The organism is Paenibacillus xylanivorans (assembly GCF_001280595.1).
Lineage (GTDB): Bacteria > Bacillota > Bacilli > Paenibacillales > Paenibacillaceae > Paenibacillus > Paenibacillus xylanivorans.
The window spans coordinates 17,742-36,792 of record NZ_LITU01000056.1; the positions used below are offsets into that span (position 1 = coordinate 17,742).

Annotated in this window: 18 protein-coding genes; 4 read left to right on the forward strand and 14 right to left on the reverse strand. The window is 47.1% G+C overall.

Going from position 1 to position 19,051, the window contains the following annotated elements; genetic code table 11:
• Positions 1-265: 265 nt before the first annotated feature.
• Positions 266-1,903, reverse strand: coding sequence for a 23S rRNA (uracil(1939)-C(5))-methyltransferase RlmD (gene rlmD, locus AMS66_RS12705; protein ID WP_053781209.1), 1,638 nt, complete (start codon positions 1,901-1,903; stop codon positions 266-268).
• A gap of 111 nt (positions 1,904-2,014) precedes the next feature.
• On the reverse strand, positions 2,015-2,896 hold the full coding sequence (locus AMS66_RS12710; RefSeq protein WP_053781157.1) for a diacylglycerol kinase: 882 nt from the start codon (positions 2,894-2,896) through the stop codon (positions 2,015-2,017).
• 612 nt (positions 2,897-3,508) lie between these two features.
• Between AMS66_RS12710 and AMS66_RS12715 the strand changes: the two genes are divergently transcribed.
• A complete protein-coding gene (locus tag AMS66_RS12715; RefSeq protein WP_053781158.1) occupies positions 3,509-4,225 on the forward strand; it encodes an NPP1 family protein in 717 nt (238 codons plus the stop codon).
• Positions 4,226-4,368: 143 nt separating this feature from the next.
• Here the strand turns inward: AMS66_RS12715 and AMS66_RS12720 are convergent, their stop codons facing one another.
• Positions 4,369-4,785: a DUF4395 domain-containing protein gene (locus AMS66_RS12720; protein ID WP_053781159.1), complete on the reverse strand. Its 417-nt coding sequence runs from the start codon at positions 4,783-4,785 to the stop codon at positions 4,369-4,371.
• A gap of 75 nt (positions 4,786-4,860) precedes the next feature.
• Positions 4,861-5,787, reverse strand: coding sequence for a ketopantoate reductase family protein (locus AMS66_RS12725; RefSeq protein ID WP_053781160.1), 927 nt, complete (start codon positions 5,785-5,787; stop codon positions 4,861-4,863).
• Between the two features lie 168 nt (positions 5,788-5,955).
• Between AMS66_RS12725 and AMS66_RS12730 the strand changes: the two genes are divergently transcribed.
• Positions 5,956-6,516 (forward strand): TetR/AcrR family transcriptional regulator, encoded by a 561-nt coding sequence (locus AMS66_RS12730; RefSeq protein WP_053781161.1) that lies wholly within the window; start codon positions 5,956-5,958, stop codon positions 6,514-6,516.
• A 24-nt stretch (positions 6,517-6,540) separates the two neighbouring features.
• Here the strand turns inward: AMS66_RS12730 and bioC are convergent, their stop codons facing one another.
• The 8 genes from bioC to AMS66_RS12770 form a co-directional block, all read right to left on the reverse strand.
• Positions 6,541-7,404 (reverse strand): malonyl-ACP O-methyltransferase BioC, encoded by an 864-nt coding sequence (gene bioC, locus AMS66_RS12735; protein ID WP_053781162.1) that lies wholly within the window; start codon positions 7,402-7,404, stop codon positions 6,541-6,543.
• Entirely contained in the window at positions 7,391-8,182 is a 792-nt protein-coding gene (locus tag AMS66_RS12740; protein WP_053781163.1) for an alpha/beta fold hydrolase, read from the reverse strand. The genes bioC and AMS66_RS12740 overlap by 14 nt, the downstream gene beginning before the upstream one ends.
• Positions 8,179-9,357 (reverse strand): 8-amino-7-oxononanoate synthase, encoded by a 1,179-nt coding sequence (bioF, locus tag AMS66_RS12745; RefSeq protein WP_082350678.1) that lies wholly within the window; start codon positions 9,355-9,357, stop codon positions 8,179-8,181. The genes AMS66_RS12740 and bioF overlap by 4 nt, the downstream gene beginning before the upstream one ends.
• Before the next feature lie 13 nt (positions 9,358-9,370).
• Complete coding sequence (gene bioB / locus AMS66_RS12750; protein WP_053781165.1) at positions 9,371-10,369, reverse strand: biotin synthase BioB; 999 nt, start codon at positions 10,367-10,369, stop codon at positions 9,371-9,373.
• 2 nt (positions 10,370-10,371) lie between these two features.
• Entirely contained in the window at positions 10,372-11,106 is a 735-nt protein-coding gene (gene bioD, locus AMS66_RS12755; protein ID WP_053781166.1) for a dethiobiotin synthase, read from the reverse strand.
• Positions 11,103-12,461: an adenosylmethionine--8-amino-7-oxononanoate transaminase gene (bioA, locus tag AMS66_RS12760; protein ID WP_053781167.1), complete on the reverse strand. Its 1,359-nt coding sequence runs from the start codon at positions 12,459-12,461 to the stop codon at positions 11,103-11,105. Before bioA ends, bioD begins: the two co-directional genes overlap by 4 nt.
• A 462-nt stretch (positions 12,462-12,923) precedes the next feature.
• Positions 12,924-13,703, reverse strand: a complete 780-nt coding sequence (locus tag AMS66_RS12765; RefSeq protein ID WP_053781168.1) for a sirohydrochlorin chelatase — start codon at positions 13,701-13,703, stop codon at positions 12,924-12,926.
• A gap of 2 nt (positions 13,704-13,705) precedes the next feature.
• Positions 13,706-13,996 carry a YerC/YecD family TrpR-related protein gene (locus tag AMS66_RS12770; protein WP_017690665.1) on the reverse strand — a complete coding sequence of 97 codons (291 nt, stop codon included), beginning with the start codon at positions 13,994-13,996 and terminating at the stop codon, positions 13,706-13,708.
• A gap of 449 nt (positions 13,997-14,445) precedes the next feature.
• Between AMS66_RS12770 and AMS66_RS12775 the strand changes: the two genes are divergently transcribed.
• Positions 14,446-15,090: a hypothetical protein gene (locus AMS66_RS12775; protein ID WP_053781169.1), complete on the forward strand. Its 645-nt coding sequence runs from the start codon at positions 14,446-14,448 to the stop codon at positions 15,088-15,090.
• Positions 15,091-15,270: 180 nt separating this feature from the next.
• Entirely contained in the window at positions 15,271-16,362 is a 1,092-nt protein-coding gene (locus tag AMS66_RS12780; protein WP_053781170.1) for a DNA alkylation repair protein, read from the forward strand.
• 377 nt (positions 16,363-16,739) lie between these two features.
• Here AMS66_RS12780 and corA read toward each other — a convergent pair whose 3' ends face one another.
• A complete protein-coding gene (corA, locus tag AMS66_RS12785; protein WP_053781171.1) occupies positions 16,740-17,699 on the reverse strand; it encodes a magnesium/cobalt transporter CorA in 960 nt (319 codons plus the stop codon).
• A gap of 352 nt (positions 17,700-18,051) precedes the next feature.
• A complete protein-coding gene (locus AMS66_RS12795) occupies positions 18,052-19,041 on the reverse strand; it encodes an inorganic phosphate transporter (RefSeq protein ID WP_053781173.1) in 990 nt (329 codons plus the stop codon).
• Positions 19,042-19,051 lie beyond the last annotated feature (10 nt).

Genomic DNA, 19,051 nt, shown 5'->3' on the forward strand with positions numbered 1-19,051 from the left:
CAATGCCATTTCCAATATAGAGACCCTAAGCCAGCTGCCTAATCTGAAAAAGGTATATCTATCTGGTAATTCCGTACAAAACAAATCCGTGCTTGGTACGGGTGTGAACGTATATTAACTACCGCCTGGGATGATGGGAGTTTTAGACTACTGTAATTAATGAACTCACTCCAGAATTATTCACAAATTAATGAATGGTATCGAAACAAAGACAAGAAGGGGTTCGAGAATCATGTATCAATTCTCGAACCCCTTCTGTTTATGTTTAGCTTCTCTCCAACATCGCTACACTCTCCACATGCACCGTATGCGGGAACATATCCACCGGCGTTACCTCAACCGTACGATACCCACCATCCTCCAGCACACGCAGATCACGTGCCAACGTGCTCGGATTACAGCTTACATATACCACACGCTCCGGTTTCATCTCCAGAATCGTATCCAGTAAACGTGGGTCGCAGCCCTTCCGCGGCGGATCGACGACGATGACGTCGGCTTCGATGCCTTGTTCTTTCCAGCGAGGGATAACATCTTCCGATGCACCGACTTCGAACTTCACGTTCTTCATCTCGTTCAGCAGCGCATTGCTGCGAGCGTCCTCGATCGCTTCGGGCACAATCTCAACCCCGTACACCTGATCCGCATGCTGCGCGAGGAAAAGAGAGATCGTACCGATGCCACAATAGGCATCAATAACGGTCTCTTTGCCACTCAGCCCAGCGTATTCTACCGTCTTCCCGTACAGCACTTCTGTCTGCACCGGATTCACCTGATAGAACGAACGAGCCGAGATTGCAAACTGCACATCACCGATATAATCATAGATTACATCACGGCCCCACAGGACGCGGGTCTCATCGCCGAAAATCACGTTGGTCTGTTTCTTGTTCACGTTCTGGCAAATACTCGCCACATGCGGAATCGCTTCACGAATGCTGCCGATCCATGCATCCTTGTGTGGAATGTCTCGGCCATTGGTGACCAGAACGAGCATCATCTCGCCTGTACGGAACGCCTTTTTCACAACCACATGACGCAGCAGACCGCGGCCTGTCTCTTCGTTATATGCGCTAATACCGAGATGGCTGCCTAATTCCTTGACCTTGGCGACCACTTCATCGTTATGCTCATGCTGAATGAGGCACGTGTCCATGTCGATGATCCGATGACTTCCTTTGGCGTAAAAACCACCCACCAAGCCACCCTCGGCTGCACCGATTGGCACCTGTGCTTTGTTGCGATAGCGCCATGGCTCGTCCATACCCATCGTAGACAACACACGAATGCCTTGTTTCACTGCACCTTCTGCATCCTCCACCAACACATTCAGCTTACCGATCCGCTGCAAATTATCCACCACCAGCTGGCGTTTCCACGCAAGCTGTCCGGCGTAACTCATATGCTGGATTTGACATCCGCCGCATTGATCGTAGATCGGGCAGGGCGCAGATACGCGATCCGGGCTGGCCTTCACGATCTCCAGCAGTTTCGCATAGCCGTACTGCTTTTTGGTTTTCATCACTCTCACGCGGACGGTTTCGCCTGGAAGCGCGCCTTGCACGAACAGCGTGTATCCATTGGCACGGCCGACACCTTCACCGTCATGGTTCATGCCGATGATGTCAATGACGGTCTCTTCATTTTTACTAACAGGAAGTCCTTCGATTGGTGCAGATTCACGTTCCCGTCCCTTCGGACGAATGGCAGAAAGAGATGCGCCTTGTGGCCGCACCTCTTTCCCTTGCTGACGTGATGATGGACGAGATGATTTGCTCGGCTGACGGGACGCTGAAGCATTCCCTTGCCCCTGAGAGGCAGCCGAATTCCGGCGGTTTTTTCCACGACCGCTGCGGTTCGTATTAGACAACGTACATTCACTTCTTTCTTCATATATGTTCATCCCTTGTGCAAGGGAGATTCCATTCATTTTCAGGCACCATGAGATTATACGTGATCCCACTGCACACGGCAACAGGAAATCACATTTTCTCCTCGATCCATACTACCAAGCTTAACGATACAACATCAGGTGATGACGCAGGTTCTGGAATGTCGCAGGTAATGTGCCACCCAACTCGCCATCCAGGTTCAACTGCACATAGCCCGGCGATGTCACTTCCATATAATCCGTTTGGAAATGAACGACCTTCTTGTCATTCAGATGTTCACCACGCAGCGCAAGGGTTACGAGGCGAATCATGTCAGCCAGATTACATTTGCGCACACCGATCACATCGAACAGACCATCATCAATGGTCGCACCCGGAGCCAGCTTCTCGAAGCCTCCGACAGAGTTCGTATTGGCAATAAGGAACAGCATGAATTCATCATGAATTTCTTCCTGACCCGCGGCACGGATAACCAACTCCTGCGGAGACAGGCTCGCCATTTTCTCAATACCCTTCATATAGTAGGCAAGTTGCCCTATCATCGTTTTCAGACGGCTTGGCACCTCATAGGTCAGTTCGGTTAACGACCCCCCGCCTGCAATATTGATAAAATATTTATCATTCGCCTTGCCCAGATCGAGCGGACGAAGCTGCTGGTTAATGACCAGATCCACGTAATCTTCCCACTGTCTCGGAATACCCAGCGCACGCGCAAAATCATTCGTCGTTCCCAAAGGAAATACACCCAGAGGAGGACGATTCTCCCGCTCGGCCATACCGTTAATGACTTCATACAACGTACCGTCGCCGCCAGCAGCAATAATCATGTCATATCCACGTTCAATCGCCAGCTCCGCTTCCCGGGTTGCATCTCCCTCACCCGTTGTTGCGTGACACGAGGCTTCGATACCACCTTGATCCAAACGCTGCAAAATATCAGCCAGACGTTTCTTCATTTCTTCCCGGCCTGAGGTCGGATTATATATCAAGCGAGCTTTTTTCATCTCATACGCCACCTATTCCACATTATCCATGAGTCTGAACGACCTCATATTCTTACTATCTGAGAGTGACCGTATTCGGGCATCATTTTACACAATGACTCACGTCCGTTAATCCTGCCCCAACACTTTTCTCTACTTATATATATGCATAAGGAATTCCGTCTCATTCCAAAGCCTTTATGTACTATCATATCATCAAATGTAAAGATGTCCTAGCCTGTGATACATAAGTAATTATTTTCATATTGATTATAGCGAAATTTTACATCTGGATAACAATAACGATAAAACCTAAAGAATTATCCCACTCCAGCAATGACGAGCATGCTTTCTGTTCACTTCCGAACTTGTCTATCCTATACAAAATAAACCTCTAGCACTCCTCTTGAATCTAATCCTATGGATTTCCTGTCATTTATAACCATCCATCACCATTCTGCCCGCTTGGGCCGGAAATAGTCTTATACCCTCTCAAATCATGAGGACAACATATCCTGTAAAAAATTTACAAAATTCCCGAACGAGATGACAAATAAAATGAAACCTTTTCCAATATAGTCTTAGTGCATCCTCAACACATTCCAATATCATACCCATGAAGGAGATCACCGAATGAAAAAACTCGTATTATTGCTTATGGTATCGCTCTTGTCCTGTATTTCCTTTGTCACAGCCGTTGAAGCGGCGGTCATTAACCATGATCAGGTTGTAGGATTTCAGGAAGTAGGCCCCGTCACAGTTACGCAAATAGCGGCAAAGCGTTTCCAGCCCTACTTAAAAGTCTATCATGGATGCGTGCCGTTTCCCGCAGTGGATCAACAGGGCAATACTAACGCAGGCTTGCAAACCTCAGGCGCATCAGATGGTAACTGCAGTTCAAGCACAGGGCAAGTATACTCCCGTTCGGCATGGCACAATGGCGTATGGGCGATTATGTACGCCTGGTACTTCCCGAAAGACTCTCCTTCCTCCGGTCTCGGCCATCGTCATGACTGGGAAGGTATCGTTGTATGGGTAGACAATCCCGCAGCACAAAATCCTCAAATCCTCTCCATCGCCTACTCAGGACATGGGCAGTTCACAAACGTTGCACCAAGTAACACGAACCTGAACGGTACGAATCCTTTGATTAGCTATAATAGTACCTGGCCTCTAAATCATGAACTTGGCGTTACGGGGACCGTGGGTGGAATGCAGCCTTTGATCGGCTGGGATGATCTGACGTCTGCCGCGCGTAATGCGCTGAATACAACAGATTTCGGCAGTGCCAATGTTCCTTTGAACGATAATAATTTTACAAACAATTTAATCAAGGCGTGGTTTAGATAAAATTTAGATGTAAAGTCTTTCTCTCCATTTGAATACATGCTTCGGGCAGAGAACGAATTAACCACCATCCTCTTATAAAAAAGTAAAATCCCCTTCAAGTCGACACTGCACTTGGAGGGGATTGTTTTGCAATCATATATAGTTTAAAAGCCAATCTTTCTGCCTGCACGTAATTGCTTATACCAGAAATATACGGTGCAGCCCACACAGTAACCGAGCAATGCGGCACTTGCAGCGAGGAGAAGCATCGACGAGAAAATGTAACCTGCTACCTGCCAGCCAAGGCCGAACGAGATAAGTGCCAGCGTAAGAAATAATACTGCCAGAATATTGTTGAAGCGTTGCAGTTCTACTGCCTGTGTCTCTGTCCCTTTCCCATTTAACACGGCCTTCGCAATCTGTACAAACAGATTAAGCTTTCCTCCAGATGCCAGACCGACGACTTGGATGATCCATAACGCTCCCAGAATTAACGGCTGGTTGAACAGAAACGACAGGACGACAAATAGCACAATCCCGATCTGGTTCGCTTTGACATAGCGCATAGGCACTTCCCGCATCTGCATATCTCCTTATCCCCATTTTATTAGTTGGTTTAATTGTAGTCGATATCGGGACTTTGAGCAATAGTCATCTCATTTGAGATTAGAATATTCTTTTTTGAGCACATCCCAATGAGGAGTGGGCGTACGGGTGGCCTTTTTCCAATCAGTAAATGCATCATTTAACGCCTCGATCTCCCCAAAGGAACCCGCAACCAGTTTATGGATCGGAAGCATACTATAAATCTTTAATAGAAGGTAAAACATCCGTTGATGCTTGCGAATCAGTTTCGCCTGAATCTCCGGTATAATCGTTATACCCATGGCCTCAAGCACGCTAAAGCCCTCATCCATCGCCCCAATCATATGCTGGACTTGTTTTCTGTTCCCGTCCAACTTGATCATTTCAAGCTTCTCATTAAAGCTCACCGCATTAAGCATCAGAATGGGCACAATATGGCTTTTCAGCCAGGCATCGATATCGTCCAGGTAATTCAATTTGTATTTCGCCTTTTCAAAAGCTTGATCCAGTATGGATTTAAAGGCAATCTCACCGTCCAGCCCACCAATCACCATTTGCCCGCTTGCTCCACCAATGGATAACATGCGGTCTTCTTGCCGCCGCCCACCGCTGACCTGAAAACCAAACGCGACCTTTTTTTCCACCCTGCTGTTTTTCTCCAAAAAGATTTGCATGCTTCGTGCATCTGCGTTGTTGCCAACGATCACCATGTTACTGCTCTGATTGGCCGCCAGAATGGGAAGCACCGTTGGAAAATCGTTATATTTCATAACCACGAAAATAAGATCATAGTGATCATTCTCTTCCAACGTTCTTGTTACCCGAACCGGATCAACGGTCGTTTTAAACTGGAACACATGACGAATGACGATGCCATCTCTCTCCAGTTCCTCTGCCCTCTTTCCTCTAGCCAGAATGGTGACGTTATTTCCCCCGCGCACCAGAACGTGAGCAAGTTGACTACCCAGAACACCTGCGCCATACACTAATATGTTCATTGGTTATCCCTCTATTTCAAAATTTTATGGATATTCGTTGCTTTATCAACATTTGTTGATAAAATAAGAGTAACAAAGCATCTGCAACGCTTCAATCGCTAAAATATCCGTTATTGTTGAATAATCAACGAATTGATCCATATTGTTGAAAACATCAAAGGAGGAGCCATGGACAGACGAGTTGTCAAAACAAGAAAAGCCATAACCGATGCCTTTATCGGGTTGTTGGAAGAGCAGGATTTCGAGCAAATTACGATTAATGACATTGCTGATCGGGCCAATGTGAACCGTGGTACCGTCTATTTGCACTACACGGACAAGTTTGATCTGCTGGATCAAAGCATCGAGACGTATTTGCAGCAATTGGTAGAGAGCTGTATGGTGGAGAGTCCTACCACTCCCATGACCATCAAGGACGCGTTGCTCCGAACCTTTCGTTACCTAGAGCAGCACGCTCCCGTCTATACCACGCTATTAACCCAAAAAGGGATCCCTGCCTTCCGAAACCGGCTGATGACACTCCTGATTCAGGGGGTCGAAGAGCAAATTGATGCGTGTGGCATTCACAAGGGGATCAACAGGGAGATCACTGTGCAATTTCTGGCTTCTGCCTCCGCTGGGCTGCTGGAATGGTGGATCATGAATTCCATGCCATATCCTGCAGAGGAGATCGTCGAAGAATTAATCTCTATGCTGGAGCTTCATCTGATTCTTCCTTCTTCCGTTTAGGGTTAATATCGCTTTATTCCATGATTAATAAGGGGCCAATGATTGAATGAGTAGGAGATCGTAAGTCGCTGCGACTCCTCCCTGCATGCTAAACCTATTCTCATACTCCCTATACATATCAGTGAACAATCGCCGCAAGCTGTACCCGGATACTGTTACTGCTTCTGAAGTGCTAGCCCCCATTCCTTTAACGGTATACAGAAAATTTCTTACGGAAGCATACTTTTCCTTATGGATTGAACGCTCACAATTGAAACTAGAATAGCCTGATTGGTTGAGCATGTTTTCCCATTGAACAGGGGATGGAAACGAAAGTCCATGCCGCTGTGGTTCCATTCCGTTAACTCGATAAACTTCATTAAATGCCTCATGCATCTCACAGAATGTATCAGGCCCGAAGGTCGTAAATATAAGCAAGCCTCCGGGTCGGAGCATTCGCCGAAGGTGACCCAGTGTTTCCTGCGGAGAACTTATCCATTGAAAACAGGCACTTGAGACGATGATATCCATGGAGGATTCCGGAGCAGTTGTTGCCCATGTCTCAATATCCGCTTGAAGAAAACGCAAACGATCCGTTGCACGATTTCTTGAGCCTGAATGCTCTGCTGATCGGAACCGTTTTGAAGCCACTTCGATCATCTCGGGAGCAATATCAAGTGCAGTAATGTTCGCATTAGGCCATTCATTCACTAGAATTTGAGTCAAAGCCCCTGTGCCACAACCGATTTCGAGAATGCTCGTATTACTTAGGAAATCTTTTCCTTTCCATCCTGCGAGAGATCTTGCTAAATGATCAGCCATAGAACGCTGAATATGTGCATGTGCATCATAAGAAATGGCTCTACGATTAAATTGGCGTTGAACAGCACTATTTCTACCAATGGTCATGCCACCATCTCCTCCATTCATCAGCTATGTTTGCTTCCCTTCCCAAAAAAGGTGCATGCCCGTAGGCGGTTAATGTAATTAACTTGGCTTGAGGTAATTGAGCCATAAGCTCCAAGCCAGCACCGTAAGGACAAACCTTATCCTCAGTCCCGTGAAAAAGAAGAACAGGACAATCCATACTCGGCAGTTGAGACAAGCATTCCTCGCTTCTCAAAATCTGAAGGCCTGCTAGTAGTGCTTGAGTTGTCCAGCTACCCATTTGGGGTAGACCTTCAGCAAGGCCTGTCTCCCATTCTTGCTCCGTAAACATGATCTTTCGAAAATTGGTTTCAACTACATGTCGATCCCTTGAGATTCCTTTGATCATCTGCCTAACGTATGCATCTGCTAAGCCGCAGTCAAACTCTTCTTTTGAGCGGGTAAAACGAGCCGTTGCACCGAACAAAACAAGGCCATCCACGTAACCTTTTGCCGCTAGTCTGAGCGCCAGTAAACCTCCAAGCGACCAGCCTGATATCAGAAGTGGACCGTGAAGCGCCTTATCTCTGCAAGCTGATCCTTCAATAAATAACATGTCCCTCACTGCTGTTTCAGTTAAGCACAGCATGTCTTCTGGAGAATCGGCAGCACTGTAATCTACAGAAAAATGACGAAAATCAGGCAGTAACAGGCGAAGACGGTCAAACACTGTATCTGGCATGCTCCATCCCGTTAGCCATAATATGGTTCCGCTTGTCTCTCGCTCTATTTGCAGCGGATTATTATCCGATGCATTCATGATCTCAGCACCCCTAACTGAAGCCCGATCTTGCCGATTAGCGCCACAGCATCGCTCAGTTCCTTAGGGGTATGGTCGGCTGATAAAGAGAAGCGAATTCGCGCTGTGCCATCAGGAACGGTAGGCGGTCTAATGGCAACTCCGGCAATACCGCCTTCTTCAAGGGCCGCACTGAAACGAAGAGCTCTTTCGTTATCACCGACGATTATTGGAACAATAGGAGAATCCCCGGAGCCAACGTTAAATCCAGCATCACTAAGCGAAGAACGAAATGACTTGCTGGCTGAGTAAAGACGATCCCTACGCCAATGGTCCGTTTGTACCAAGGTTAACGCTGTTGAAATACCGGCGACAAAAGAAGGCGGCAATGCCGTTGAATAGATGAGCGGCCTTGCTTTATTGATGAGAAAGCGGATTAATGTACGGCTACCGCAGACATAAGCTCCATATAAACCAAACGATTTGCTAAATGTCCCCATATGCACATCCACATCATTTTGCAGACCAAGCTTAGAGCATAGTCCTTCACCCCGTTCCCCATAAATCCCCCCGCTGTGCGCCTCATCCACCATCAGAATCGCTCCATACTCCTGTTTGAGCGCAACGAGTTCACGCAAGTGTGCTTGATCCCCATCCATGGAAAAGACGGCATCCGTAACAATCAACTTCCGTGGTTTATCCCGATGCTTGTTCAATAATAGCTTCAGATGCTCCATATCATTATGTCGATATCGAGCATGCTCTGCGCGGCTCAGTACAATCCCATCCACTATACTCGCATGGTTTAATTGATCACTGAAGACCACATCGCCTCGCCCCACGAGTGCACGAATAACACCGGAATTAGCCATATAGCCATTTGCAAAAACAAGCGCTGCTTCACTATGCTGCCAAGTAGCCAGCGCCTCTTCCAGATGGCCATACAGCGGTCGGTTCCCAGTGACAAGGCGAGATGCCCCCGAACCTCCTCCTTCGGTAAGAAGCGTCTCACGAATCGTATCGATGATAGCGGGATGTTGTGCAAGTCCCAGATAATCATTGGAGGCCAGGTTGAGAAGCGTACGTCCTCCTCGCACCGTATAACCCGGACCATCCGGAACCGTGGCACTGTCACGTAAGTAACGTTCATTGGAAGCATCCGCCAATAACGCAAGTTCTTTTTCCATCCAGTTCATAGTCTGTACCGACTTAAAGAGCATTTAGCTCAATCTCAAAGCCCAGATCTTCAATCATTTGATGATCGTTGGAGATTTCTTGACCTGCCGTCGTGAGATAATCACCTACAAAGAGTGAATTTGCCGCATACAGTGACAAGGGTTGCAGTGTACGAAGGTTGATCTCACGTCCGCCCGCAACACGAATCTCTTTGGATGGACAGATGAACCGAAACAGTGCCAATACCTTGAGGGCTTTCATCGCCGGAGTGCGACCCGCGCCTTCCAGAGGAGTTCCCGGTATCGCATTGAGAAAATTAATCGGAATCGAATCTGCATCAAGCTCACGGAGTGCCAAAGCCATCTCGACAATCTCCTGATTACTCTCCCCCATACCGATAATGACACCGGAACAAGGGGACATACCGTATGCTTTTACCTTTTCCACGGTTTCAATTCGCTGGTCATAGGTATGCGTTGTGGTTATCGAGGGATAATTGGCTTTGCTTGTGTTCAGGTTGTGATTGTATCGGTGTACGCCTGCGTCAGCCAAACGTTCTGCTTGACCGTCTTTCAAGATTCCTAAACAGGCACAGATTTTAAGTGGCATCGTTTCACGGATTTCTTTTACCGCCTCTACAACTTGATCCAGATCCTTATTGGTCGGACCTTTCCCTGATGCTACAATGCAATAAGTTCCGGCTTTACGCGCCATAGCTTCATGTGCTCCTGCAAGCAGCGTTTCTTTGTCGAGCAAGCTGTATTTCTGGATGGGTGCGGTTGATACGATGGATTGTGAGCAATAACCGCAATCTTCGGGACAAAAGCCGCTTTTGGCGTTGATAATCATATTCAGCTTCACTTTCTTGCCGTAAAAATATTGCCTCACTTGGAAAGCCGCTTGCATTAGCGGCAGTACCTCATCGTCGCTTGCTTCAAGCACGGCAAGTCCCTCTTCAATTGATAAACATTCGCCATTCAACGATCGACTCGCAAGCGACGACCATTCTAGATTAGTTACCGTTGTTTTCATCTTCATTCATCCTCCATGGATTGAACTGTTAATGCCTGCCTGATTGGTGCTAAATGGATCTTTTCTCGAATCACTTGGATCAACAATTCCGTATTTATTTCGTCCATGAAGCGGGGAATGCGTCCAAGAAAGGATATGCCGCAATAACGTTCAATCAGCTCCGCGTTCGTTGCGATGCTGGAGTCGTTATAAATCTCGTCAGATTCCCCATCGTTCAGAATAAAACCTACGATCGGAATCTCATGCTGCTGCAGGTATGACACCGTAAGAAGTGTGTGATTAATTGTACCTAGACCTGTGCGCGCAACGATCAAAGCCGGTGTCCGAAGCTCCGAGATCAGATCCACTACAAGAGAGTCTTCGGTCAGTGGAACAGCGACGCCCCCTGCCCCTTCGATGAGTACCGATTCGTATCGATTGATTAGCGGCTGACCAGCGCTGATTATCTCCTGTAACGTAATATCCACCCCATCCTGCTTGGCAGCGAGCATCGGGGTAAGAGGAGCTTGGAATGTAAATGGCGCCACATCCTCGGCACGTTCATGAATTCCGGTGTATTGCAATAGACGTTCTGCATCGGTTTCTCCGCTGCCAAGAAGTGTACCGGACTGCACGGGCTTCCAGACGCCTACATTCAGATTTTCAGCACGAAGCGCAGCAGCAAGACCTCCTGTTACAATTGTTTTTCCAACATCGGTGTCCGTGCCTGTTACGAATAATCCGCGAATTACATTCATGTTTCCAAACCACCTTCGGTGACATCAAGAATGGATTTCATCAGGATATCGGTCATTGCATCAAGCTCAGCCTCGGTGCTGGCAAGAGGAGGAATGAACACCACAACATTACCAAGCGGCCTCGTAAGCATGCCAAGCTCTCTGGCCCGCCCGGTTACACGAACGCCGATGCGTTCGGCCCAATCGTAAGGTTCACGAGTCTCCTTATCCCGTACTAGCTCAATTCCTATCATCAATCCCTTCTGCCTGATATCACCGACATGCGGGGAATCTTTAAGCACTGCGAGCTTGCGTTCCACAAAAGTCGCCTTGGCTCTTACACCTTCTACCAAGTTGCGCTCTTCAAATAGTTTCAAGTTAGCCAAAGCAACAGCACAACCGAGCGGGTTACCTGTGAAGGAATGACCGTGGAAAAATGTTTTCTGCTCTTCATAATCTGCATAAAATTCGTTGTACACCTCATCCGTTGCAAGCGTCGCTGCCACAGGCAAATAGCCGCCTGTAAGGCCTTTGCCTATCACCATCAAATCAGGTGATACTTCTTCGAGATCACAAGCAAACATAGCGCCTGTCCGACCAAAGCCTGTCGCCACCTCATCAGCTATGAACAGTACGCCATAAGTGCGGCAAAGTGCTGCCATCTCGCGTAGACAGCCATCTGGCATAATAAGGATGCCACTAGCCCCTTGCACAATCGGTTCTACGATAATAGCCGCGATTTCATCTGCACTGGTTTCAAGTACATTACGCAATGCGGTTAACGTAGCTTCCGTTGCTTCCCGTTCGTCGTCCTCATGTCGATAAGCGTAAGGATATGGAATGACATAAGTAGGAAACAGCATCGGACGGAACACGTCATGGTACAACGGGATTGCACCGACACTAACCGCACCAATCGTATCTCCGTGATAGGCTTGATTCATCGTAATAAACTTCGTTTTACCTGTTTCTCCTCGGTTTTTCCAGTATTGAAACGCCATTTTTACTGCAATCTCGACACCGGTTGCTCCCGAATCGGAATAAAATACTTTATTTAATCCTTCTGGTGAAATCTCCACCAGTTTTTCTGCAAGCTCAATCGCAGGCACATTAGCCATTCCGAGTAGCGTAGCATGTGCGACACGTTCCAACTGATCCGTTATGGCTTGGTTCAGCTCGGGTACGTTATGTCCGTGGACGTTAAGCCATACCGAGGAGAAGCCATCATAATAAGCACGTCCCTTGACGTCATACAGCATGACGCCTTCGCCTCGTTCAATAATGAGAGGATCGGAATTATTGTAATCTTTCATCTGCGTAAAAGGGTTCCATAGATGAGCCTTATTTATAGCTGCCAGCCGTTCATAATGTGTCATAAGATATCACCTTCCGTTAGATCATTTCAATTGTTAACCAAAATTATTTATTTGGGTTAACAATTGAATGTTGACATCTTATCAGACAAAAACTTTCCTGTAAAGAGAATCATTTCAGAGTTAGGACCCTGATCCTCCACTCTGTCTGGCCGGAATGAATCCGAAATTCCGCCTCGTAGAGGGCTTTGTCTAATACAAAAAAACACGCCTGATTCGGCGTGTTTTTTTAGTGTTTGGTAGAAATTGAACGGGAGGTATGCATCCTGATTATAACTTAGGAGATTATTGAAGGATCATGGTATATGCCGTTTCTCATGATTGATTTCGCAGCATTCAAACTGAGCACTCTACATGTCTAAAGTGCACCAAAAAAACGGCATCTCTGCCGTTTTTGTTTAATTGTTTATGCTGAAGTTAGAAGCTACCGAAAATGATCGCTGGCAGCGAATTGCTTTCCCTAAACTAAACCTTAACCTGATTGCATTTTTCCAGTAAAAGTTGAATCTGGCGCTCCAGCCAATGGCCCAACAGCGGATGTGGAAGCAGCGTCTCGCCAGTATACACATAATCCAGCTCCTTCAGTCGGCCCGGGATTACGTTCTTCGTGAAATAACCGGCACTCAAAAACAGCGGCGCCACAATCACTCGGCTCCCCCGCTCTTCATTCCAGTATTTCGCCTTGTCGTACACACTATCCGGATTAAGCAGCGCATAATCGGTATGAGCGACACCGCTGACTTCCTGTACTCGCTGCGCGAGTGAAGAAATCCCCGCTTCCCAGCGCTGACGGAATCCATCGTGAATGCTCCCATGTCCGACGAGCAGAATCGTTTCCTGCTCCGGTTGCTGCGAAAGGGCCTTTACCTTGTCCCACACCATGACCGCAATATCCGGATCATTATCCACAGGATAACCGAAGTGGACTTGTGCTTTTACGTTGAATGGCTCCAGATCCGTCTCTCGCTCCGGAGCATCTTTGGCACCGATGGCATACTCAATCTCATCCACATGTGTACTGCCGGACGAAACAAACAGAGGTACGACCAATATATCGGTTACGTCCTGTGCTTCCAGTCGGTTGATACCGTCCTGGATCAGGCGTCCTTCCACAAGTTCAAGAAACCCGGCTTCAACGGGCAATGGTTCAGGCAGATTCAACCGGGAGACCGCGTCATCGACGGATTCTACCCAGGTCTTCTCCTGAGAACCGTGACTAATGATGAGTACACCCGGTTTCTTCATTCTTAACGTCCCAGGCGTTCCAGTGTCATTTTATAACCGTCATTGCCGTAGTTCAGGCAGCGTTTTACACGAGAGATCGTGGCTGTACTTGCACCTGTCTCAGCTTCAATCTGGTTATAGGTATTTCCTTTGCCAAGCATACGTGCTACTTCCAGCCGCTGGGACATGGATTGGATCTCGTTTACGGTGCAGAGGTCATCAAAAAACACATAACACTCTTCAATATCTTTTAGAGTCAAAATAGCCTCAAATAATTGTTCAATGCTTTTATCATTTAGCTTTTTCAGCTGCATTTCATCATCATCCCCTAGCGGTTACTGTGTACCTTCATTGTACTCACCCTGAGTTGGTATTTCAAGCGTTAACGATTTCACGCACTACAGAACAAAAATACATGTTACCGCTTTCATAGCGTATTAATGTCCTCCCTGCGCGCACAAACCCCCTCAATCTCACGTTTTTCACCCTTTTCCCACATATATTTCCGATTAAATATGTAGGAATTATTTCGTTTTAAATGTGACAAATTTGTGTCTAAAACATATAATTCCACTGTGAACCTCTCATCCTCTCCTGCGCCCAAATCCGCAAATATCCCGTTTTGCGGGATACTCGCCTACGCCGTATCTCCGCTAATGACATACAGTATATCAAAAGGGAGTTCCATCTCGGTCTGTTATACACATCCAGCAGCTGAAGGAACGCAATTCCGAAATCCAACATAGAAGGAACGTGATAGTTCATGCCACAGCATTATTATCACCGTCAGCCCGCTCCACGGCAGCGTCCGTCTTCCCATACGCATCGGCAGCCCCATACTTCTGCCTATATGCCGCCTGGGGCGATCCCGCGGTCATTGAATGAAGGCCAGGTTCAGCCCATGTATCCTGGAGTAGATCCATACTACCCTCAGTTTCAAGAAGTCGAAGCATCGGGACTTGTACCTTATAGTCCAGGTGGTCCGGGGGGACCTGGTGGAAACTTTTTCGGCGGGGGAGCTCCTGTTGCTCCTCCTGTTTCGGTGGAAGCGCCTGCGTCTTCCTCAGGCTTTTCCCTGGCTAACATCGGAGAACTGAAAGGAATGATTGACCGCTTCGGTGGAATTGATGGCATCATGAGTGGAATCGGCAAAATGCAAAAGGTCGTTGGCGGCTTCCAGCAGATGGCACCCATGATGAAACTGGTGATGGGGATTCTGCCTTTTGGAAAAGGAAAAAAAAGCGGCAGTGCAGCGGATAAAGATTATGAAGAGTATTCGCCACCTCGCTCACGCAAACGCCGTAAGAAAACGACTGCTGCTCCGCGCAAACGTAATACGAATAGCAAAACCGGCCGTAATAAATCCAATTCTACGAAACGTCGTCCCAAAAGAAGCAAAAAACTCTAATTCTTTTCCCAGGCGCCCTCTTTCATTAGGGGGTGCTTAATTCACTTCAACCTTATTCTTCCCCTTCAATCCACTCATTCTTTCATAGTAAGAACATAATCATAATAGATATTTTTAAGAACTTATGTTCTTATATCTATGATTTGAGGTATACTGGATAATAATTAAAGGAGGCGGACTATGGAACTGTTTAAAGACAAATATACTCCCGCATTAATCGAACGGACGGGAGAACGGTTACACCAATTCTACCCCAAGCTGGACACACAACAATTTCGTGAACTTGTATTTGCCGAAGGCTGGGGGGATTTGGAATTCAAAGCTAGGATCCGCCGCATCACGTTGGCATTGACTCAAGTGCTCCCTGACAACTATGAAGAGGCATTGCACGTGATTGAGCAGGCAGCACCACAGATGCGAGGGGTCGAGTATTTATTCGTACCGGATTTTATTGAAGTGAACGGACTTGCGCCGGAAAACTACGAACTATCCATGAAGTACTTGACTGTCTTCACACCTTATTCCAGTTCCGAGTTCGCGGTACGCCCGTTTATTGAACGCTACCCCATTGAAACGATGAAACGAATGATGCAGTGGACAAGCAGTCCCAGTGAGCATATTCGCAGACTTGCCAGTGAAGGCAGTCGTCCGCGTCTTCCTTGGGGCTCTAAATTACGAGGATTCATCACCGAACCAACGCCAGTACTTCCAATTCTGCATGAATTGAAGCAGGACGAGTCCCTGTATGTCCGTAAAAGTGTAGCCAATCACCTGAACGACATCTCGAAAGACCATCCGGAACTGGTCCTGGATTTGGCCTCCAGCTGGTATGGACAACATGAGTATACTGACTGGATTGTTCGTCATGCAAGCCGCTCTTTGCTGAAAAAGGGGCATCCGAAGGCGCTGAGTCTCTTTGGCTATGTCGAGCAGGATGCGACACATATCGAGCATCTTCAGCTTGTAAGTGATACCGTAGCCATCGGTGAAGATCTTCATTTTTCCTTTGATGTCGTGAATGAGAGTGGTCAGTCCCAGATGCTGCGGATCGAATATGAAATTGGATATATGAAAGCGAATGGCAAGCAAGCACCCAAACGTTTCAAATGCTCGGACAAGAATTTCCCTACCGGGAGAACCAGAGTTGCAACGAAGCAGTCGTTCAAAGTTATTACGACGAGAAAACATTACGCTGGTTTGCATACACTAACGATTGTCGTTAATGGACAACCTGCCGCTACGGCCACATTTGTATTGGAGCAAACAGAGTAACCTACACTATGCATGTAGCCATCCAACTTATCATGAAAACGTAGCACGGTTCATTGTATGATAAGAATCCCATGTTAAAATTCAGCTCATGGAGTTCATTCCTTGAGAGATTCCCCAAGGCATCTTCAGTACTGAAGATGCCTTTTACTATTTTCACCCTGTTCGTAACAGCTAAATATCCATCAAAATCAAGTTATGCACATGATGCTTCTTCATTTATCTTATCCACATGTGGACATCTATTCCGAAAACGAATCTATATGTACTCCTATTTGCCCTCTTATGCACATCATACACAGGTTAAAGAAGCGATCTTTGCAGATCGCTAACTTTTATCTTACTATTTTCTTGTTATCCCGCTTAGCTTCTATTCTTCCTTACTTAAACCAGCCCCGCTTCACAAACCAGGCCACCATGCTTCCACCCAGAACAAACATTAACAGCAGCACTGCCCCATACCCAAACTTCCATTGCAGCTCAGGCATATAGGCAAAGTTCATGCCATAAATCCCTGCAATCAGCGTCAGTGGCATAAAGACTGTTGTAATCACCGTGAGTGTCTTCATAATAGCATTCATCCGGTTCGAATTCAGCGAAATGTAACTGTCGCGCAGGTCTGCCGTCATTTCCCGATCGGCTTCAATCATGTCTGTCAGCTTCAACAAATGGTCATAGATATCGGTAAAATATACGGTATGCTCTCCTGTTCGCTGCACATGCTGAGAATTGACTACCCGATAGAGCAGATCCCGCATGGGCACTACCGTTCGTCTAAGCTTCAGCAATCGACTGCGCAGGTCGAACACCTGATTCATCAGGTCTTCCACCGACTCCTTGCCGCCCCTGTTCTCCAGTTCAGCCAGCTCATCCTCGATGGCAAACAGAGACGGGAAATAATGATCGACCAGCTTGTCCATCACTGTATACGCCGCTGCCACTGGACCCCGAGCCCAGATGGTTCGTTCGTGCGCATGATGCAGCAACCTCTCCCACGCTTCATCGACTTCTTCCAGTATCCCGTGATGAAACGAAACCAGGAAGTTCGAACCCAGAAACAGGTCCACCTCTTCCGCTTCCAATGTGGTAGGGTTCAGCGCATGCAGCACAAGGAACTGCAAGTTGTCATAATAATCAAGCTTGGGCCGCTGCAACACATGCATACAATCCTCAATGGCTAATGGGTGAAAATGAAAATATGTATCCAGTAACCGGCTTTCCTCTTCCGAAGGCTGATTGAAATCTGCCCAAACCCAGGCATAATCCTGCAGATCCAGCTGTGTAAGTGGTACATTTACAGATACCTGATGATCCCGTGAGATGGCGAGTGTACGAATCATAAATTAGACCACGTCCTTGTCTTGTATCCTTTACGTTATTGTACAACTTTAACCACCGAACCGTCTCCTGCAACAGCCCATTGTACACACGTTATCCTGCGAACGCGACAACAAAAAAAGCCAACCCTGTTGGCTTCTCTCATTTCCCTATCCACAGTTTCCTGTATCCACAGGAATATCTTCTTTTGGTTTATCATTCCACGGATGGCTATCCACATATCCAGCCTGTCCACACGTTCATGCACAGGCGTCTCTTCATTTTGGTTGTATAATTGTCCACATATCCCGATATTCACATAGTTATGAACAGTTTGTCTGAAACCCCGAATTTGTTCCGGAACACTTCTTCTAATTAGAAAATGATCCAGTACAATAATCCTGCCAGCGCCCCAGTAATCGGAATCGTAATAAACCACGTAATAATAATACGTCCAGCAAGTCCCCATTTGACGGCTGAGAAACGCTTCGCGGAACCAACACCCAGAATGGCAGATGTGATTGCGTGAGTTGTACTCACCGGCAGGTGGAGCAATGTTGCCGTGAAAATAACAGATGCGGCTGACAGATCAGCTGCAAACCCGTTAATCGGTTCAATTTTAAAAATTTTGGTTCCCATCGTTTTGATGATTTTCCATCCACCGATGGAAGTACCGAGAGCCATCGCTGTTGCCGCGGAGATTTTAACCCAAAGCGGAACATCCAGATGATCCTGTACGCCTGCTGCGACCAGTGCAAAAGTAATAATCCCCATTGCCTTCTGCGCATCATTGGTACCATGTGTAAACGCCTGGAGCGCTGCTGTGAAAATCTGTACCGTACGGAAACCTTTGTTCACATTATGTGGACTGCGTTTGGCAAAAATATATTTTAGAATGGTCATGACCACATAACCTATGGCAAATGCGATCAGAGGTGATATTAACAATCCTCCGACGATGTCAATAAATCCACTCCATTTGACTTTATCAGCCCCTGCGCCAACAAGTACTGCTCCAGCAAGAGCACCAATTAATGCATGCGAGGATGAAGAAGGAATACCGAACCACCATGTAACAAGATTCCAGATAATCGCGGCGATCAAGGTGACTATGACGACCTCGATCCCATTATCCAGCGTGGTGGGGTCTGTTACACTCCCCCCAATCGTCTTCGCTACTCCAGTAAACATCATGGCACCGACAAAGTTCATCACCGCAGCCATAAGGATCGCCCGGCGCGGGGTCAGTGCCCGTGTCGAGACCGAAGTTGCAATGGCATTCGCCGTATCGTGAAAACCATTAATGAAGTCAAACGCCAGTGCAAGGAAGACGACTATACCCAATACCCAAATCGTTGTTTCCATTATTCTCTGG

Coding starts and splice junctions, on each gene's coding strand:
- rlmD (WP_053781209.1), bottom strand. CDS start 1,903: ATGAACATATATGAAGAAAGAAGTGAATGTACGTTGTCTAATACGAAC.
- AMS66_RS12710 (WP_053781157.1), bottom strand. CDS start 2,896: ATGAAAAAAGCTCGCTTGATATATAATCCGACCTCAGGCCGGGAAGAA.
- AMS66_RS12715 (WP_053781158.1), top strand. CDS start 3,509: ATGAAAAAACTCGTATTATTGCTTATGGTATCGCTCTTGTCCTGTATT.
- AMS66_RS12720 (WP_053781159.1), bottom strand. CDS start 4,785: ATGCGGGAAGTGCCTATGCGCTATGTCAAAGCGAACCAGATCGGGATT.
- AMS66_RS12725 (WP_053781160.1), bottom strand. CDS start 5,787: ATGAACATATTAGTGTATGGCGCAGGTGTTCTGGGTAGTCAACTTGCT.
- AMS66_RS12730 (WP_053781161.1), top strand. CDS start 5,956: ATGGACAGACGAGTTGTCAAAACAAGAAAAGCCATAACCGATGCCTTT.
- bioC (WP_053781162.1), bottom strand. CDS start 7,404: ATGACCATTGGTAGAAATAGTGCTGTTCAACGCCAATTTAATCGTAGA.
- AMS66_RS12740 (WP_053781163.1), bottom strand. CDS start 8,182: ATGAATGCATCGGATAATAATCCGCTGCAAATAGAGCGAGAGACAAGC.
- bioF (WP_082350678.1), bottom strand. CDS start 9,357: ATGAACTGGATGGAAAAAGAACTTGCGTTATTGGCGGATGCTTCCAAT.
- bioB (WP_053781165.1), bottom strand. CDS start 10,369: ATGAAAACAACGGTAACTAATCTAGAATGGTCGTCGCTTGCGAGTCGA.
- bioD (WP_053781166.1), bottom strand. CDS start 11,106: ATGAATGTAATTCGCGGATTATTCGTAACAGGCACGGACACCGATGTT.
- bioA (WP_053781167.1), bottom strand. CDS start 12,461: ATGACACATTATGAACGGCTGGCAGCTATAAATAAGGCTCATCTATGG.
- AMS66_RS12765 (WP_053781168.1), bottom strand. CDS start 13,703: ATGAAGAAACCGGGTGTACTCATCATTAGTCACGGTTCTCAGGAGAAG.
- AMS66_RS12770 (WP_017690665.1), bottom strand. CDS start 13,996: ATGCAGCTGAAAAAGCTAAATGATAAAAGCATTGAACAATTATTTGAG.
- AMS66_RS12775 (WP_053781169.1), top strand. CDS start 14,446: ATGCCACAGCATTATTATCACCGTCAGCCCGCTCCACGGCAGCGTCCG.
- AMS66_RS12780 (WP_053781170.1), top strand. CDS start 15,271: ATGGAACTGTTTAAAGACAAATATACTCCCGCATTAATCGAACGGACG.
- corA (WP_053781171.1), bottom strand. CDS start 17,699: ATGATTCGTACACTCGCCATCTCACGGGATCATCAGGTATCTGTAAAT.
- AMS66_RS12795 (WP_053781173.1), bottom strand. CDS start 19,041: ATGGAAACAACGATTTGGGTATTGGGTATAGTCGTCTTCCTTGCACTG.